The following is an 18019-nucleotide window of genomic DNA, read 5'->3' as shown; positions in this document are numbered from 1 at the left end:
TGGCGTACCTTTGACGGCTGCCCAGCACGTCAGAAGGGGGCCCGGTGGCCGCACAGGCTCAGCAGGACTCAGCGGTCGACTCGGTTCACGGCGCCGCGGCGGAGGCCGTACCCGACTCAGTACGGGAGGACTCCGTACGGGACCGAGAGATCAGCGTGGAACAGGCACACCTGGACCGGGTGTACCGCCGCCTGGAGGAGAAGATCCACGAGGCCGAGTTCCTCATGCACGACGCCGCGCAGCGCGGCCACGTCGGCACGCCCGGCGCCCTGGCCGAGCGCGACGCGCAGGTCTTCCGGGCCGGCATCCACCTCAACCGTCTGAACAACGAGTTCGAGGACTTCCTCTTCGGCCGGATCGACCTGCTCCTCGGCAAGGACGGCAAGAAGGGCCCGGACGGCGCGTACACGGCGGTCGAACCCGCCGAGGGTGCTCTGCGGCCCGACAGCACCGCCGACATCGCCGAGACCCTGCACATCGGCCGTATCGGCGTCCTGGACGACGACTACGCCCCCCTGGTCATCGACTGGCGGGCGCCCGCCGCGGCCCCCTTCTACCGGTCCACGCCGGTCGACCCGGGCCGGGTCGTGCGCCGCCGGGTGATCCGCTCCAAGGGGCGGCGCGTCCTCGGCGTCGAGGACGACCTCATGCGGCCCGAGATCACCGCCCGCCTGGACGGCGAGGAGCTGGCCGTGGTCGGCGACGGCGCCCTGATGGCCGCTCTCGGCCAGGCCCGTACGCACTCCATGCGGGACATCGTGGCCTCCATCCAGGCCGAGCAGGACCTGGTGATCCGCGCCCCCGCCGCCTCCGTGACCTACGTCGAGGGCGGACCCGGCACCGGCAAGACCGCCGTCGCCCTGCACCGGGCGGCGTACCTGCTCTACCAGGACCGGCGCCGGTACGCGGGCGGCATCCTGATCGTCTCGCCGACCCCGCTGCTTGTGGCGTACACCGAGGGCGTCCTGCCCTCCCTCGGCGAGGAGGGACAGGTCGCCATCCGCGCGATCGGCTCGCTGGTCGACGGCGCCGAGGCCACGCTGTACGACTCCCCGGCCACCGCCCGCGCCAAGGGCTCCTCCCGCATGCTCAGGGTGCTGCGCCGGGCCGCGCGCGGGGCGCTGGAGCCGGACGGCTCGCCGGCCCTGCTGCGGGTCGTCGCCTTCGGACGGCGGCTCGAACTGGAGGCCGATGAACTGGCCGGCATCCGCCGCACCGTCCTCGGCGGCACCGCGCCCGTCAACCTGCTGCGCCCCCGCGCCCGCCGGCTCCTGCTGGACGCCCTGTGGGCCAGGTCGGGCGCCGGCACCCGGCACAGCGACCCCGAGCTGGCCGCCGAGCTGCGTTCCTCCTTCGACGAGGACGTCAGCTCCGAGGACTCCTTCACCGCCTTCCTCGACGCCTGGTGGCCGGAGCTGACCCCCGGCGCCGTGCTGGCGGCCATGGCGGACGAGCGGCGGCTGGGCCGCTGGGCCCGGCGCGTCCTCAACCCCGGTGAGGTCCGCAAGGTGGCCCGTTCGCTGCGGCGCGAGGGCCACTCGGTGCACGACGTCGCCCTGCTCGACGAGCTCCAGGCGATCGTGGGCACCCCGGCCCGCCCCCGCAAGCGGCGCGAGCTGGACCCGCTGGACCAGCTCACCGGCCTGGAGGAGCTGATGCCGCAGCGCGAGGAGACCCAGTGGGAGCGCGCCGAGCGCCTCGCCCAGGAGCGCACCGAGTACGCGCACGTCATCGTCGACGAGGCCCAGGACCTCACCCCCATGCAGTGGCGGATGGTGGGCCGCCGGGGACGGCACGCCACGTGGACGGTCGTCGGCGACCCGGCGCAGTCCTCCTGGTCCGACCCCGACGAGGCGGCGGCGGCCCGCGACGAGGCCCTGGGCACCCGCCCGCGGCGCCGTTTCGAGCTGACCGTGAACTACCGCAACCCGGCGGAGATCGCCGAGCTGGCCGCCAAGGTGCTCGCCCTCGCCATGCCGGGCTCCGAGTCCCCGACGGCCGTCCGCTCGACGGGCGTGGAGCCGCGCTTCGCGGTGGCGGGGGACTCCTCGGCCCGGACGGTCCGGGCGGAGGCGGCCCGGCTGCTCGGCCTCGTGGACGGCACCGTCGGCGTCGTGGTCGCCATGAACCGGCGCGAGGAGGCCCGGCGCTGGCTGGCCGGGCTCGGGGACCGTGTGGTGGCGCTGGGCAGCCTGGAGGCGAAGGGGCTGGAGTACGACGCCACGGTCGTCGTCTCGCCCGCCGAGATCGCCGACGAGTCGCCCGCCGGGCTGCGTGTGCTGTACGTCGCCCTGACCCGGGCCACCCAGCAGCTGACGGTCGTCTCGTGCGAGCGGGACGAGCCGGACGCGGCGGGGGTGCCGGACCTGCTGCGTGACTGAGGCGCCAGGACGGACGAGAGGCCCGCGCCGTGGGACGGCGCGGGCCTCTCGCCCACGTACGGCTCGTTCTCCGTACAACTCACTCTTCGTTTAGGTGGCACCGACCCGCCATGCTCGCCTCGCGGCAAGTGGTCGCTCGTAGCGACGAAGGTTGGGCCCGGGGGCTTGGATCGAGCCGGTGCCACGTCCAAGGTAACAAACGATCCCCGCAAGACAATTCCCGTCCCGCGGGTTCTTTCCCGGGCCGGCCCGCCTCTTCCGTCGGCACGCCACTTCTCGTATGGTGGAAGTCGTTTTCCGAAAGTGCCATCACTGGTGGTGGACGGCGTGCGAACTCAAAGTTCGCAATCCGGGGTGGCTACCACGTACTCGGTGGTAGGTGCGACGATCGGACGGCACAACGCAGTTACACGGTGAAAGCAGAGGAAGTCGGCCATGGCAACGGCGCCCAGCGTCTCCTACTCGATGACGGTCCGACTGGAGGTGCCCGCGGGCGGCACAGCGGTCTCGCAGCTCACCACCGCGGTGGAGTCCGCCGGGGGCTCCGTCACCGGCCTCGACGTCACGGCCTCCGGCCACGACAAGCTCCGTATCGACGTCACCATCGCCGCCGGCTCGACCTCCCACGCGGACGAGATCGTCGAGCAGCTGCGCGGCATCGAGGGCGTCAGCCTGGGCAAGGTCTCCGACCGTACCTTCCTGATGCACCTCGGCGGCAAGATCGAGATGGCGTCGAAGCACCCCATCCGCAACCGTGACGACCTGTCCATGATCTACACGCCGGGCGTGGCCCGCGTCTGCATGGCGATCGCCGAGAACCCCGAGGACGCCCGCCGCCTCACCATCAAGCGCAACTCCGTTGCGGTCGTGACGGACGGTTCGGCGGTGCTGGGCCTGGGCAACATCGGCCCCAAGGCCGCGCTGCCGGTCATGGAGGGCAAGGCGGCCCTGTTCAAGCGCTTCGCCGGCATCGACGCCTGGCCGCTGTGCCTGGACACCCAGGACACCGACGCGATCGTCGAGATCGTCAAGGCCATCGCCCCGGGCTTCGCCGGCATCAACCTCGAGGACATCTCCGCGCCCCGCTGCTTCGAGATCGAGGCCCGGCTGCGCGAGGCCCTGGACATCCCGGTCTTCCACGACGACCAGCACGGCACCGCGATCGTCGTCCTCGCCGCGCTGACCAACGCCCTGCGCGTGGTCGACAAGCCCATCGAGAACGTACGGGTCGTCATGTCCGGCGCCGGCGCGGCCGGTACGGCCATCCTGAAGCTGCTGCTCGCCGCGGGTGTGAAGAACGCCGTCGTCGCCGACATCCACGGCGTCGTGCACGCCGGCCGCACCGACCTGGTCGACGCGGCCCCCGGCTCGGCGCTGCGCTGGATCGCCGACAACACCAACCCCGAGGGCCTCACCGGCACCCTCAAGGAGGCCGTGCACGGCGCGGACGTCTTCATCGGCGTCTCGGCCCCCAACGTCCTGGACGGCGACGACGTGGCCGCCATGGCGGACGGCGCGATCGTGTTCGCGCTCGCGAACCCGGACCCCGAGGTCGACCCGGCGGTCGCCCGGCAGACGGCCGCGGTCGTCGCCACCGGCCGCTCCGACTTCCCGAACCAGATCAACAACGTGCTGGTCTTCCCGGGCGTCTTCCGCGGTCTGCTGGACGCCCAGTCCCGCACGGTCAACACCGAGATGATGCTCGCCGCCGCGCACGCCCTGGCGGACGTGGTGACCGAGGACGAGATCAACCCGAACTACATCATCCCCAGCGTCTTCAACGACAAGGTCGCGGGCGCCGTCGCGGGCGCCGTGCGGGACGCGGCGAAGGCCGCGGGAGTGGTGGCGTAGAACACCCCCGGTAAGGCCCCCGGTGGCGGCGTAGCGGCCCCGAGCGGCCGGACTGGGTCCCGGACGTGATGTGGGCGGCCTGTGACGTGGTGGTGAGGATCACCACGGCGGGCCGCCCCTCCGGCGCGTCGCGGGATGTCGGGCCTCGGATCGCCCTCTAGGGTTGCGCAAGGCTCAGGCCCTCTCTTCGTGTGACTCCCAAGGGTGTTCTCACGACTGCTGGGGGTGCCGGATTGGCTTTACCGCCGCAGGTGGAGGCAGGATGCCTCCCTGGGCGCGAGGGTCTGACGACCGACCCGGGTCCGGGGAGTGTCCGAGGACCCTGGCAGCATCGGCATCGCTGTGCCCAACATGCGGCTCCGCCGCGTGGCACGCCTCAACGGCAAGAAGAACACGGGAGTAACAACATGAACCGCAGTGAGCTGGTGGCCGCGCTGGCCGACCGCGCCGAGGTGACTCGCAAGGACGCCGACGCCGTGCTGGCCGCGTTCGCCGAGGTTGTCGGCGACATCGTCTCCAAGGGCGACGAGAAGGTCACCATCCCCGGTTTCCTGACCTTCGAGCGCACCCACCGTGCCGCTCGCACCGCCCGCAACCCGCAGACCGGCGAGCCGATCCAGATCCCGGCCGGCTACAGCGTCAAGGTCTCCGCGGGCTCCAAGCTCAAGGAAGCCGCGAAGGGCAAGTAACCCTGAAGTGAAAGGGGCGGCCACCTCCGGGTGGCCGCCCCTTTCACGTTCGCGCGCCGCCGGCGCGGGTTCCCGCCGTCAGCCGAGCGCCTTGCCCGGCAGCTCGACCTTCGCTCCGAGCTCCACGAGCTTCTCCATGAAGTTCTCGTAGCCCCGGTTGATCAGGTCGATGCCGTGGACCCGGGAGGTGCCCTGGGCCGCGAGGGCGGCGATGAGGTACGAGAAGCCGCCGCGCAGGTCGGGGATGACCAGGTCGGCGCCCTCCAGCTTGGTCGGCCCGGACACGACGGCCGAGTGCAGGAAGTTGCGCTGGCCGAAGCGGCAGTGCGAGCCGCCCAGGCACTCGCGGTAGAGCTGGATGTGGGCGCCCATCTGGTTGAGCGCGGAGGTGAAGCCGAGACGGGACTCGTAGACCGTCTCGTGGACGATGGACAGGCCCGTCGCCTGCGTCAGGGCGACCACCAGGGGCTGCTGCCAGTCCGTCTGGAAGCCGGGGTGCACGTCCGTCTCCAGGGCGATGGACTTCAGCTGACCGCCCGGGTGCCAGAAGCGGATGCCCTCGTCGTCGATCTCGAAGGCACCGCCCACCTTCCGGTAGGTGTTCAGGAACGTCATCATGGAGCGCTGCTGGGCGCCCCGGACGTAGACGTTCCCCTCGGTCGCCAGCGCCGCGGAGGCCCAGGAGGCGGCTTCCAGGCGGTCCGAGAGGGCACGGTGGGTGTAGCCGCCGAGCTCGTCCACACCGGTGATGCGGATCGTGCGGTCGGTGTCCATGGCGATGATCGCGCCCATTTTCTGCAGAACGCAGATCAGGTCCTCGATCTCCGGCTCCACGGCCGCGTTGGACAGCTCCGTGACGCCTTCGGCCAGCACGGCCGTCAGCAGCACCTGCTCGGTCGCGCCGACGGACGGGTACGGCAGGTTGATCTTCGTACCGCGCAGCCGCTGCGGGGCCTCCAGGTACTGGCCGTCCGCGCGCTTCTCGATCGTCGCGCCGAACTGCCGCAGCACGTCGAAGTGGAAGTCGATGGGCCGGCCGCCGATGTCGCAGCCGCCCAGACCCGGGATGAACGCGTGCCCGAGGCGGTGCAGCAGCGGGCCGCAGAACAGGATCGGGATGCGCGACGAGCCCGCGTGGGCATCGATGTCGGCGACGTTCGCGCTCTCCACGTGGGTGGGGTCCATCACCAGCTCGCCGGGCTCCTCGCCCGGACGGACGGTCACCCCGTGCAGCTGCAGCAGTCCGCGTACGACCCGCACGTCGCGGATGTCCGGCACGTTGCGCAGCCGGCTCGGCGCGCTGCCCAGCAGGGCGGCCACCATCGCCTTCGGCACGAGGTTCTTCGCACCCCGGACCCGGAGCTCGCCCTCCAGCGGGGTTCCGCCGTGGACAAGCAGTACGTCATCAGCGCCGTTGACGGTCATGAATCTCGCGTTCCGTGGGGGTTGGGCAGGGGCCGAAAGGGAAAGGGTAATCGCCTTGTACCCCCCTTCAGTAAGTCCGTGCGGGATCGGAGAACGTCATGGGTTCGTCACAACACGCGGTGTTCCCCGGCGCGCACGGGGGGTCACGGCCGCGGCGCGTGCCCGGCGTGCGTGTTCACCCCCGTGCCCCCGATTGCCTCCCCACGGGAAGGGAACATGCGGGATCATGTCAGGCATGACCGAGGTGTCCTCGCTCACGGGGCGGCTGCTCGTGGCAACGCCCGCCCTGGCGGACCCGAACTTCGAGCGCGCGGTGGTGCTCCTTCTCGACCACGACGAGGAGGGCTCCCTCGGCGTCGTCCTCAACCGCCCCACGCCGGTCGGCGTGGGCGACATCCTGGAGGACTGGGCGGACCTGACCGGCGAACCGGGCGTCGTCTTCCAGGGCGGGCCGGTGTCGCTCGACTCCGCCCTGGGCGTGGCCGTCGTGCCCGGCGGGGCGGCCGGTGAGCGGGCGCCGCTGGGCTGGCGCCGGGTGCACGGCGCGATCGGCCTGGTGGACCTGGAGGCGCCGCCGGAGCTGCTCGCCCCCGCCCTGGGGGCGCTGCGGATCTTCGCCGGTTACGCGGGCTGGGGTCCCGGCCAGCTGGAGGACGAGCTGACGGACGGCGCCTGGTACGTGGTCGAGTCCGAGCCCGGCGACGTGTCCTGCCCGGTCCCCGCCAGACTCTGGCGCGAGGTCCTGCGCCGCCAGCGGGGCGATCTGGCGATGGTGGCGACGTATCCGGACGACCCCTCGCTCAACTGATTTCCGACCCGGCGCACGGCGCCGGTCGGTGTGAGCTCCAGTACCCCGGCTTTCAGTACCCTTGCAGGCATGAGCACTCTCGAGCCCGAGCGCGGGACTGGTACGGGGACCCTCGTAGAGCCGACGCCGCAGACCTCCCACGGTGACGGTGACCACGAGCGCTTCGCCCATTACGTCCAGAAGGACAAGATCATGGCGAGCGCCCTCGACGGCACCCCCGTCGTGGCGCTGTGCGGCAAGGTCTGGGTACCGGGTCGCGACCCGAAGAAGTACCCGGTCTGCCCCATGTGCAAGGAGATCTACGAGTCCATGACCGGCGGCGGCGACGAGGGCAAGGGCGGCGACAAGAAGAAGTAGCGGCTTTCCCCGGCCGAGGTCCCCAAGGCCCCTGGAGCGTGCCCGCGCGCTTCGGGGGCCTTCGTGTCGCCACGACGTGTTGTCACGAAGTGGTTGAGACCTCTTGTGGACATGTTCATGTACTCCATAACCTCCTGGTGTTGTGCAGAGCGAAACCGTCATTGCATATGTTGCAACGCACGCCCGGAGGAACACTCCATGAAGCTCGCCCCACGCCTGGCCGTACTGCTGGCCGCCGCCGTCGTCACCGCGACCGCCTGCGCCCCCCGGACGACCGACAACTCATCCTCCGGCGAGGACGAGAAGAGCGGCACGCTACGCGTCTGGCTCTTCCAGGAGGTCAACACCAAGCCGAAGGAAAAGGTCGTCGACGCCGTCCTGGCCGACTTCGAGAAGGCGCACGAGGACACGAAGGTCGACGTCGAGTACATCCCCGTCGAGACCCGGGCCCAGCGCATCAAGGCCGCCTTCAACGACCCCGACAGCGCCCCCGACGTCATCGAGTACGGCAACACCGACACCGCCGGCTACGTCAAGGACGGCGGACTCCTGGACATCACCGAGGAGTTCGAGGCCTGGGACGAGGCCAAGGACACCGATCCCACCGCCCGTCAGTCCGTCACCGTGGACGGCAAGGTCTACGGCGCCCCCTACTTCGTCGGCGTCCGCGCCCTGTACTACCGGACCGACGTCTTCGACGAACTCGGCCTCGCGGCCCCCAAGTCGCTGGACGAACTGGCGTCCACCGCCAAGAAGATCCGGACCGCGAAGCCCGACCTCTACGGCATCGCGGTCGGCGGTGCCTACACCTACGGCGCGATGCCCTTCATCTGGGCGAACGGCGGCGAACTCGCCACCGGCAAGGGCGGCTCGTACGCCTCGGCGATCGACAGCGCCGCCGCCCAGAAGGGCATCGAGGCGTACACGTCCCTCTTCGGTGACGACAACTGCCCCGCCGCCAAGTGCGCCGGCATGGGCGGCAACGACACCGTCACCGCGTTCGCCTCCGGCAAGGCGGCCATGGCGATCGGCGGCGACTTCAGCCGCCAGGCCGTGGAGGCCGGGAAGGTGAAGGGCGAGTACGCGGTCGTGCCGCTGCCGGGCGTGGAGTCCGGCTCGACCGCCCCCGCCTTCGCGGGCGGCAACAACATCGGTGTCCTGAAGAGCACCTCGCACCGCACCCTCGCCGTCGACCTGATGAAGCGGCTCTCCTCGAAGGAGGCGCAGGGCGAGATGTTCGGCGCGATGGGCTTCCTGCCGACCTTCACGGACGTACGGCAGCGGGTCGCGGCCGAGGAGCCGTTCGTGAAGCCGTTCGTCGACACGCTCGCCGCGGGCACGGAGTTCGTGCCGGCCTCGGCCGCGTGGGCGACGATCGACTCGTCGCAGGTGCTGCCGACCATGTTCCAGGAGGTGGTCAGCGGCAAGAAGGACGTCGGGGCCGCCGCCGGGGACGCGGCACGGAAGATGGACGACGCGTTCGGCTCCGCCGGGTGACGGGGGTGCCTAGTGGCTCGGGGGGTGCGGTGCGATCGCGGCCGCGGGCCGTTCGTGGCTGGTCGCGCAGTTCCCCGCGCCCCTTCCGGGGCGCTGCCGGCACTCCCTGGATCTACCTCGCGCCGGCTCTTGTGGTCCTCGGTGGGTTGCTGGTCTACCCCGTCTACCAGCTCGGGCTGATCTCCTTCCTGGAGTACACGCAGGCCCAGGTGTCCGGTGGGGAGCCGGCCACCTTCAAGGGGTTCGGGAACTACGCCGAGCTGTTCGGGGACGCGCAGTTCTGGCGGGTGCTGCTCGCCACCGTCGTCTTCGCCGCGGCCTGTGTGGTGTCGACGCTGGCCGTCGGGTGCGCGCTCGCCGTGCTGCTCACGCGCGTGCGCGCCCTGCCCCGGCTCGCGCTGATGCTGGCCGCCCTCGGGGCCTGGGCGACCCCGGCGGTCACCGGGTCGACGGTGTGGCTGCTGCTGTTCGACCCGGACTTCGGGCCCGTCAACCGGATGCTGGGGCTCGGTGACCACTCCTGGACGTACGGCCGCTACAGCGCCTTCGCCCTCGTCCTGCTCGAAGTGGTCTGGTGTTCCTTCCCGTTCGTCATGGTCACCGTCTACGCCGGTATCCGCGCAGTCCCCTCGGAGGTGCTGGAGGCCGCCGCGCTCGACGGCGCCTCCCAGTGGCGCGTCTGGCGCTCGGTGCTCGCCCCGATGCTCCGGCCGATCCTGGTGGTCGTCACCATCCAGTCGGTCATCTGGGACTTCAAGGTCTTCACCCAGATCTACGTCATGACGGGCGGCGGCGGCATCGCCGGGCAGAACCTCGTACTCAACGTCTACGCCTATCAGAAGGCCTTCGCGTCCTCGCAGTACAGCCTCGGCTCCGCGATCGGCGTCGTGATGCTGCTGATCCTGCTCGCCGTGACGCTGGTCTACCTGCGGCTGCTGCGCCGCCAGGGGGAGGAGCTGTGAATCTTCCGCGCGTGCGGGTGCGCCGTCCGTGGCGGCTGGCGGCCGAGGCGTCGGCACTGCTGATCTCGGTCGTGGTGGCCTTCCCGCTGTACTGGATGGTGCTGAGCGCCTTCAAACCGGCCGGGGAGATCGAGTCGACCGAGCCGCGGCCGTGGACCCTGGCGCCGTCGCTCGACTCCTTCCGACGGGTCTTCGGGCAACAGGAATTCGGCCGTTATTTCCTCAACAGCCTGCTCGTGGCCGGCACGGTCGTGATCGCCTCGGCGCTCATCGCGTTCCTCGCGGCGACCGCGGTGACGCGTTTCCGGTTCCGTTTCCGGACCACCCTGCTGATCATGTTCCTGGTGGCCCAGATGGTGCCCGTGGAGGCGCTCACGATCCCGCTGTTCTTCCTCATGCGGGACTTCGGCCAGCTGAACACGCTGGGTTCGCTGATCCTGCCCCACATCGCCTTCTCGCTGCCGTTCGCGATCTGGATGCTGCGGGGCTTCGTGAAAGCGGTGCCCGAGGCACTGGAAGAGGCCGCCTACATCGACGGGGCGAGCCGGGCACGCTTCCTGTGGCAGATCCTTTTCCCGCTGGTCTTCCCGGGACTGGTCGCCACCAGCGTCTTCTCCTTCATCTCCACCTGGAACGACTTCCTGTTCGCCAAGTCGTTCATCATCAGCGACACCTCCCAGTCGACCCTGCCGATGGCGCTGCTGGTCTTCTACAAACCGGACGATCCGGACTGGGGCGGGGTGATGGCCGCCTCCACGGTGATGACGATTCCGGTGCTGGTCTTCTTCGTACTCGTGCAACGACGACTCGTCTCCGGCCTCGGCGGAGCGGTAAAGGACTGATGCCACGTGACTGACGTGACCGACGCGACCGACGTGATTCCCCGGCCGCGGCGAACGGCCCCCCACGACGGCGGCTTCTTCGGGCTCGGCCCGGACACCAGGGTGGTGGCGGGCGACGGCACGGAGCGCACCGAACGCTGGCTGCGCGCCACGCTGGGCGCGGTCACCGGCCTGCCGCTCGCGCCGGGGGAGGGCGGCGAGAACGTCGTCCGCCTGTCCCTCGACGGTGAGCTGGACGCCGAGGGCTACCGCCTCGGCGTCACGCCGGCCGGGGTGGACCTCGCGGGCGGCGGCCCGGCCGGCCTCTTCTGGGGTGCTCAGACGCTTCGGCAACTGCTCGGCCCGGACGCCTTCCGGCGCGCGCCGCTTCCCGGCCGCTCCTGGCGGCTGCCGCTCGTCCGCGTCGAGGACGCGCCACGCTTCCCCTGGCGCGGGCTGATGCTGGACGTGGCCCGGCACTTCATGCCGAAGGAGGGCGTCCTGCGGTACCTGGACCTGATGGCGGCCCACAAACTCAACGTCCTGCACTTCCACCTGACGGACGACCAGGGCTGGCGCGTCGAGATCCGGCGCCACCCGAAACTCACCGAGACCGGGTCCTGGCGGGCGCGCACCAAGTACGGCCACCGGGCCTCGCCGCTCTGGGAGGACAAACCGCACGGCGGCTACTACACCCAGGACGACATCCGGGAGATCGTCGCCTACGCCGCCGAACGGCACATCACCGTCGTCCCCGAGATCGACGTGCCCGGGCACTCGCAGGCCGCCATCGCCGCGTATCCGGAACTCGGCAACACCGACGTCGTCGACACCGCCTCCCTCACCGTCTGGGACACCTGGGGCGTCTGCGAGAACGTACTCGCCCCGACCGAGAACACACTGCGCTTCTACGAAGGCGTGTTCGAGGAACTGCTGGAGCTCTTCCCCTCGGAGTTCATCCACGTCGGGGGCGACGAATGCCCCAAGGACCAGTGGCGGCGCTCGGCGACCGCGCAGGCGCGCATCCGGGAACTCGGAGTCGGCGACGAGGACGGGCTCCAGGCCTGGTTCGTCCAGCACTTCGACACCTGGCTCGCCGAGCGCGGACGCCGGCTCATCGGCTGGGACGAGATCCTGGAGGGCGGGCTGGCCAAGGGCGCGGCCGTCTCCTCCTGGCGCGGGTACGCGGGCGGGGTCGCCGCCGCGCGCGCGGGGCACGACGTCGTCATGTGCCCGGAGCAGCAGGTGTACCTGGACCACCGGCAGCACCCGGACGAGGACGAACCCGTGCCGATCGGCTTCGTGCGCACCCTGGAGGACGTGTACCGGTTCGAGCCGGTTCCGGCGGAGCTGACCCCGGCCGAGACCGGACATGTGCTCGGCACCCAGGCGAACGTGTGGAGCGAGGTGCTGGAGAACCAGGGGCGGGTGGACTACCAGACGTTCCCGAGGCTCGCCGCCTTCGCCGAGGTGGCCTGGAGCGCTCTGCCCGCACCGGACGAGCGCGACTTCGCCGGGTTCGAGCGGCGGATGGCCGCCCACTACCGGCGGCTCGACGCCCTGGGCGTCGCCTACCGGCCGCCCGGCGGTCCGCTGCCCTGGCAGCGGCGGCCCGGCGTGCTCGGCCGGCCGATCGACGGGCCGCCGCCGCACAAGTGAGGCGCGTAAGCAGGGAAAACGCCCCGAAACGTCACTGAAGAGTGGCAACTCTCGTTCATCGTGCGCACCTCCGGCTGTCGGCCGATCGACGGAGATCCCGTACGAAAACGGCCCATCTCCTCGACGAGGCGGGTGAATGCCTCCTAGCGGACCCCCGCGTTCGGGTGCTGCGAAGATGTGCCAGAGTTGCCACGTCCGCCCTCTCAGGTCGTACCGTACGGCCACATGGGCGGGACCAGGTGGGACAGCGGGAAGGGGCAGTCGGGTTGACCACGCACGCACCGCAGGCGGCGCAGGCCGTCACGCTGCCCACGACACTGGACGAGGCGGTGGCGGCGCTCGCCGCGATGCCCGCCGCCGTGCCGGTCGCGGGCGGCACCGACCTGATGGCCGCGGTCAACTCCGGCCAGCTCAGGCCCGCCGCCCTGGTGGGCCTCGGCCGGATCAGCGAGATCCGCGGCTGGCAGTACCAGGACGGACACGCACTGCTCGGCGCGGGACTCACGCACGCCCGTATGGGCCGCCCCGACTTCGCCGCGCTCATCCCGGCGCTGGCCGCCGCCGCGCGCGCCGCCGGACCGCCGCAGATCCGCAACGCGGGCACCCTGGGCGGCAACATCGCCTCGGCCGCCGCCACCGGCGACGCGCTGCCGGTGCTGGCCGCGCTGGAGGCGACGCTGATCATCGCGGGTGCGGACGGGGCCCGTCGGGAGATGCCGGTCTCGCACCTGCTGGCCGGCATGGAGATGCTCCGCGCGGGCGAGCTGATCGGCTACGTGCGCGTGCCGCTGCTGCACGCGCCACAGGTCTTCCTGAAGGCGACCGGCCGGACCGGCCCGGGCCGCGCGACGGCCTCCGTGGCGCTGGTCCTCGACCCCGCCCGGCGCGGGGTGCGGTGCGCCGTCGGCGCCATCGCGCCGATGCCGCTGCGGCCCCTGGAGGCCGAGCAGTGGGTGGCCTCCCTCATCGACTGGGACAACGGCCGCGCGATCGTCCCGGAGGCCCTGAGCGCCTTCGGCGAGTACGTCGCCGCCGCCTGCATCCCCGACGCGGCCCCGGCCGAGGACGGCTCCGTACCGCAGCTCCCGCCGGCCGTACTGCACCTGCGGCGCACCGTCGCCGCGCTGGCCCGACGAGCACTGGGGAGGGCGCTGTCGTGACCGACGACCAGCACGGAGACCGGCAGAGCGATCAGCACGCGGGGGGCACACCCCCGAGCGGCGGACGCTGGGACCCGCTGCCCCAGGGCGACTACGACGACGGCGCCACCGCCTTCGTCAAGCTCCCCGAGGGCGGCGTGGACGCGCTCCTGGCCTCCGCCGACAGCCCGCTCGCCGCGCCCGGGCACGGCTACGTGCCGCCGCAGATCACGGTCGCGCCCGCCACGACCGCCGGTACCGACCCTGCGGCCACCGGCTCCTGGGCGATGCCGTCCGCGCCCGTGGACGGCACGCAGTGGCAGGTCCCCGACGCGGGGCGGGAGTCCGCCGCTGCTCAGGGGTACGCCGAGTACCAGCAGCAGGACCACCCGTACGGCGGGAGCGTGCCGTACGACGCGAACGCTCCGTATGCCACGAACGCGCCGTACGACACGAACGCCGGGGAGGCCGACGGGTTCGCGTACCGGCCCGGGGCCACCGGGCAGTGGGACTTCTCCGAGGCCGGGGCCGGGACGGATGCCGGGGCCGATGCCACGTCCGGCCAGGACGTGACCGGCCAGGACGTGACCGGGCAGTGGTCCATCCCCGTCGCCGACGGTGAGCTTCCGGACGAGTCGGGCGAGTTCACCCAGTCCTCCTTGGCCGAGCAGTGGGGCGGCACCGCGCCGGCCACCCTGCCCGGCGGCGCCCCCGCGCCCTGGGCCACCCAGCAGGCCGGGCAGCCGTGGGGCGAGCGCACGGCGCGGGCCGAGCCGGCCGCCGGTCCGTACGCGGAAGCGTCCGCGGAAGCGGAAGTGCCCGCGCGATCCGCCGCCGAGCCCGTCGTGGAGACCGGCCCCACGGACCCGGCGGCCGACGGGACGGTGACCGAAGGGACGGTGACCGACGAGCCCCAGGAGGCCGAGGAGGCCCCTGACGGCCACGTGGAGCCCTCCGTGGACACCGCCGAGAACGAGGAGACGGAATCCGGACCGCAGGCCGCCGAGGAGCCCGTGACGGGCCCGGCGCCGGCCGCCGCGCGGGAGCCCGGCCAGGACGGGGCCCCCGACGGTGACCGGGACCGTGACCCGGAGCCCGGGACCGACCCCGGCCCCGACCCGGCCGCCGCCTTTGGGACCGACCCGGCCGCCCCTCAGGAGCACGCCCCCTCCGGTCCGCACGAGGAGCACCCCCTCGCCTCGTACGTGCTGCGCGTCAACGGCGCCGACCGGCCCGTCACCGACGCCTGGATCGGCGAGTCGCTGCTGTACGTGCTGCGTGAGCGGCTCGGCCTCGCGGGCGCCAAGGACGGCTGTTCGCAGGGCGAGTGCGGCGCCTGCAACGTGCAGGTCGACGGACGGCTGGTCGCCTCCTGCCTGGTCCCGGCCGTGACCAGCGCCGGCAGCGAGGTGCGTACGGTCGAGGGCCTCGCCGCCGACGGGCGGCCGTCGGACGTGCAGCGGGCGCTCGCCCGGCGTGGCGCGGTGCAGTGCGGCTTCTGCGTGCCCGGCATGGCGATGACCGTGCACAACCTGCTGGAGGGCAACCCGGCGCCGACCGAACTGGAGGCCCGGCAGGCCCTGTGCGGCAACCTGTGCCGCTGCTCGGGCTACCGGGGTGTCCTGGACGCCGTTCAGGAGGTCGTCGCCGAGCGCGAGGCACACGCCGCCGCCGACGCGAACGCCACGGACGCCGACGAGCCCCGGATCCCGCACCAGGCGGGCCCGGGCGCGGGCGGCGTCAACCCGTCGGCCTTCGCACCCCAGGGCCGGCCCGGGGCACCGCCCGGAAACCCGGACGCGACGGGAACCCACTCCCGGGAACCGCACGACCAGCCGCCCTACGGCGACGAGCCCTACGGCGACGAGCCCTACGAAGACCAGTCCTACGACGACCAGCCGTACGACGACCGGCCCCACGGCCGGGGCGCCCACGGCCAGGACGCCCACGGCCATGGCCCGCACGGCCAGGACGGAGGCCACGCGTGAGCAACGACGCCGCGACCGCGGAGGCCGCGGGAACCGCTGAGGCGGTTACCGTCCCCGAGCCGATCCCGCACGGCCTGGGCGCGTCCCTGCCACCCGCCGACGCCCGCGCGAAGACGGAGGGCACCTTCCCGTACGCCGCCGACCTGTGGGCCGAGGGCCTGCTGTGGGCGGCCGTCCTGCGCTCACCGCACCCGCACGCGCGCATCGTGTCCATCGACACCACCCACGCGCGCGAGATGCCCGGCGTACGGGCGGTCGTCACGCACGAGGACGTACCCGGCGCCCCGCTGCACGGGCGCGGTGCCCGGGCCGACCGCCCGGTGTTCGCCTCCGAGGTGGTCCGCCACCACGGCGAGCCCATCGCCGCCGTCGCCGCCGACCACCCGGACACCGCGCGGATGGCCGCCGCCGCCGTCATCGTGGAGTACGAGGCGCTCGACCCGGTGACCGACCCGGAGCAGGCCTTCGAGGCCGAACCGCTGCACCCCGACGGCAACCTGATCCGGCACATCCCGCTGCGGCACGGCGACCCGGAGGCGGTCGGCGAGGTCGTCGTCGAGGGCCTGTACCGCATCGGCCGCCAGGACCCGGCGCCCATAGGAGCCGAGGCGGGCCTGGCCGTACCGCGCCCCGACGGCGGCGTGGAGCTGTACCTGGCCTCCACCGACCCGCACGCCGACCGCGACACGGCCGCGTCCTGCTACGGCCTGCCACCCGAACAGGTGAAGATCGTCGTCACCGGGGTGCCCGGCGCCACCGCCGACCGCGAGGACCAGGGCTTCCAGCTGCCGCTCGGCCTGCTGGCCCTGAGGACCGGCTGCCCGGTGAAACTGACCGCCACGCGCGAGGAGTCCTTCCTCGGCCACGTCCACCGGCACCCCACCCTGCTCCGCTACCGCCACCACGCGGACGCCGAGGGCCGGGTGGTGAAGGTCGAGGCGCAGATCCTGCTCGACGCGGGCGCCTACGCCGACACCTCCTCGGAGGCCCTGGCCGCCGCGGTGGCCTTCGCCTGTGGCCCGTACGTCGTCCCCAACGCCTTCATCGAGGGCTGGGCGGTCCGCACCAACAACCCGCCCTCCGGCCACGTGCGCGGGGAGGGCGCCATGCAGGTGTGCGCCGCGTACGAGGCGCAGATGGACAAGGTCGCCAAGAAGCTCGGCCTGGACCCGGCCGAGGTCCGGCTGCGCAACGTACTGGCCACCGGCGACGTGCTCCCCACCGGCCAGACGGTCACCTGCCCGGCGCCGGTCGCCGAACTCCTCCAGGCGGTACGCGACTTCCCCCTGCCCGCCCTGCCCAAGGACACGCCCGAGGACGAGTGGCTGCTGCCCGGCGGCCCCGAGGGCGCGGGCGAACCGGGCGCGGTGCGCCGGGGCGTGGGCTACGGCATCGGCATGGTGCACATGCTCGGCGCGGAGGGCGCGGACGAGGTCTCCACGGCCACCGTGAAGGTCCAGGACGGCGTGGCGACGGTGCTGTGCGCGGCGGTCGAGACCGGGCAGGGCTTCTCCACACTGGCCCGGCAGATCGTCCAGGAGACCCTCGGCGTCGACGAGGTGCAGGTGGCGCCCGTCGACACCGACCAGCCTCCGGCCGGCGCGGGCTGCCGGGGCCGTCACACCTGGGTGTCGGGCGGCGCGGTGGAGCGGGCGGCCAAGATGGTCCGCACCCAGCTCCTCCAGCCGCTGGCGCACCAGTTCGGGATGTCGACCGAGCTGCTCCAGATCGCCGACGGCAAGATCACCTCGTACGACGGCGTGCTGTCGACCACGGTCGCCGAGGCGCTGGAGGGCAAGGAGCTGTGGGCCACCGCCCAGTGCCGCCCGCACCCGACCGAGCCGCTGGACGAGGCCGGGCAGGGCGACGCCTTCGTCGGCATGGCCTTCTGCGCGATCCGCGCGGTGGTGGACGTCGACGTCGAGATCGGCTCGGTACGGGTGGTGGAGCTGGCCGTCGCGCAGGACGTGGGCCGGGTGCTGAACCCGGCGCAGCTGACCGCCCGGATCGAGGCGGGCGTGACCCAGGGCGTCGGCATCGCGCTCACGGAGAACCTGCGCACCCCGCGCGGCCTGATCCGCCATCCCGACCTGACCGGCTACGCCCTGCCGACCGCGCTGGACACCCCGGACATCCGGATCGTGAAGCTCGTCGAGGAACGCGACGTGGTCGCCCCGTTCGGCGCGAAGGCGGTCAGCGCGGTGCCCGTGGTGGCCTCCCCGGCGGCCGTCGCCTCGGCCGTGCGCGCGGCCACCGGACGCCCGGTGAACCGGCTCCCGATCCGGCCGCAGGCCGCGGTGGTGACCGGAAACTGAGCTTCCCGCGCGCGTGAGGCAGCGTGCGAGAGGGCCGGCGCGTCCTACCGGGCGAACGGGTTCCGCACGCAGGGGCGTTGTCAGTGGTGGCGCGTAGTCTCCGCAGGAGTGCGAACGGCGGCCGTCC

At 72.3% G+C, this 18019-nt stretch carries 13 protein-coding genes; 12 read left to right on the top strand and 1 reads right to left on the bottom strand.

Annotation, left to right across the window (positions count from 1 at the left end):
* Positions 1–44: 44 nt before the first annotated feature.
* The 3 genes from ACH4NX_RS31020 to ACH4NX_RS31010 all read left to right on the top strand — a co-directional run bounded on the left by ACH4NX_RS31020 (position 45) and on the right by ACH4NX_RS31010 (position 4921).
* Positions 45–2381: a HelD family protein gene (locus tag ACH4NX_RS31020; protein WP_398129545.1), complete on the top strand. Its 2337-nt coding sequence runs from the start codon at positions 45–47 to the stop codon at positions 2379–2381.
* Positions 2382–2816: 435 nt separating this feature from the next.
* Complete coding sequence (locus ACH4NX_RS31015) at positions 2817–4232, top strand: NAD-dependent malic enzyme (protein WP_398129546.1); 1416 nt, start codon at positions 2817–2819, stop codon at positions 4230–4232.
* Positions 4233–4639: 407 nt separating this feature from the next.
* On the top strand, positions 4640–4921 hold the full coding sequence (locus tag ACH4NX_RS31010; protein ID WP_003950507.1) for an HU family DNA-binding protein: 282 nt from the start codon (positions 4640–4642) through the stop codon (positions 4919–4921).
* 78 nt (positions 4922–4999) lie between these two features.
* On the opposite strand, the gene murA is transcribed toward ACH4NX_RS31010, so the two are convergent.
* Complete coding sequence (gene murA / locus ACH4NX_RS31005; protein ID WP_351401471.1) at positions 5000–6346, bottom strand: UDP-N-acetylglucosamine 1-carboxyvinyltransferase; 1347 nt, start codon at positions 6344–6346, stop codon at positions 5000–5002.
* Positions 6347–6581: 235 nt separating this feature from the next.
* On the opposite strand from murA, the gene ACH4NX_RS31000 reads away from it, so the two are divergent.
* From ACH4NX_RS31000 to ACH4NX_RS30960, 9 genes are all read left to right on the top strand, one after another.
* Positions 6582–7154, top strand: a complete 573-nt coding sequence (locus tag ACH4NX_RS31000; RefSeq protein ID WP_351401469.1) for a YqgE/AlgH family protein — start codon at positions 6582–6584, stop codon at positions 7152–7154.
* Positions 7155–7223: 69 nt separating this feature from the next.
* A complete protein-coding gene (locus tag ACH4NX_RS30995; RefSeq protein ID WP_279559690.1) occupies positions 7224–7511 on the top strand; it encodes a DUF3039 domain-containing protein in 288 nt (95 codons plus the stop codon).
* Between the two features lie 198 nt (positions 7512–7709).
* Complete coding sequence (locus ACH4NX_RS30990; RefSeq protein ID WP_351401466.1) at positions 7710–9008, top strand: extracellular solute-binding protein; 1299 nt, start codon at positions 7710–7712, stop codon at positions 9006–9008.
* Complete coding sequence (locus tag ACH4NX_RS30985; protein WP_398129547.1) at positions 9005–9970, top strand: carbohydrate ABC transporter permease; 966 nt, start codon at positions 9005–9007, stop codon at positions 9968–9970. The genes ACH4NX_RS30990 and ACH4NX_RS30985 overlap by 4 nt, the downstream gene beginning before the upstream one ends.
* Positions 9967–10812 carry a carbohydrate ABC transporter permease gene (locus ACH4NX_RS30980; protein WP_398129548.1) on the top strand — a complete coding sequence of 282 codons (846 nt, stop codon included), beginning with the start codon at positions 9967–9969 and terminating at the stop codon, positions 10810–10812. The genes ACH4NX_RS30985 and ACH4NX_RS30980 overlap by 4 nt, the downstream gene beginning before the upstream one ends.
* 6 nt (positions 10813–10818) lie before the next feature.
* Positions 10819–12450, top strand: coding sequence for a beta-N-acetylhexosaminidase (locus ACH4NX_RS30975; RefSeq protein WP_398129549.1), 1632 nt, complete (start codon positions 10819–10821; stop codon positions 12448–12450).
* Positions 12451–12716: 266 nt separating this feature from the next.
* Entirely contained in the window at positions 12717–13610 is an 894-nt protein-coding gene (locus ACH4NX_RS30970; RefSeq protein ID WP_279559685.1) for a xanthine dehydrogenase family protein subunit M, read from the top strand.
* On the top strand, positions 13607–15577 hold the full coding sequence (locus tag ACH4NX_RS30965; RefSeq protein ID WP_398129550.1) for a 2Fe-2S iron-sulfur cluster-binding protein: 1971 nt from the start codon (positions 13607–13609) through the stop codon (positions 15575–15577). The genes ACH4NX_RS30970 and ACH4NX_RS30965 overlap by 4 nt, the downstream gene beginning before the upstream one ends.
* The gene (locus ACH4NX_RS30960; RefSeq protein WP_398129551.1) at positions 15574–17892 is read left to right on the top strand and encodes a xanthine dehydrogenase family protein molybdopterin-binding subunit; all 2319 of its coding nucleotides are present in this window, start codon (positions 15574–15576) and stop codon (positions 17890–17892) included. Before ACH4NX_RS30965 ends, ACH4NX_RS30960 begins: the two co-directional genes overlap by 4 nt.
* Positions 17893–18019 lie beyond the last annotated feature (127 nt).

It is taken from the genome of Streptomyces sp. NPDC017225, from assembly GCF_044331465.1.
Taxonomy (GTDB): Bacteria; Actinomycetota; Actinomycetes; order Streptomycetales; family Streptomycetaceae; genus Streptomyces.
The sequence above is the reverse complement of the archived record's forward strand: the minus strand, read 5'-3'. Positions and strand labels throughout refer to the sequence as shown.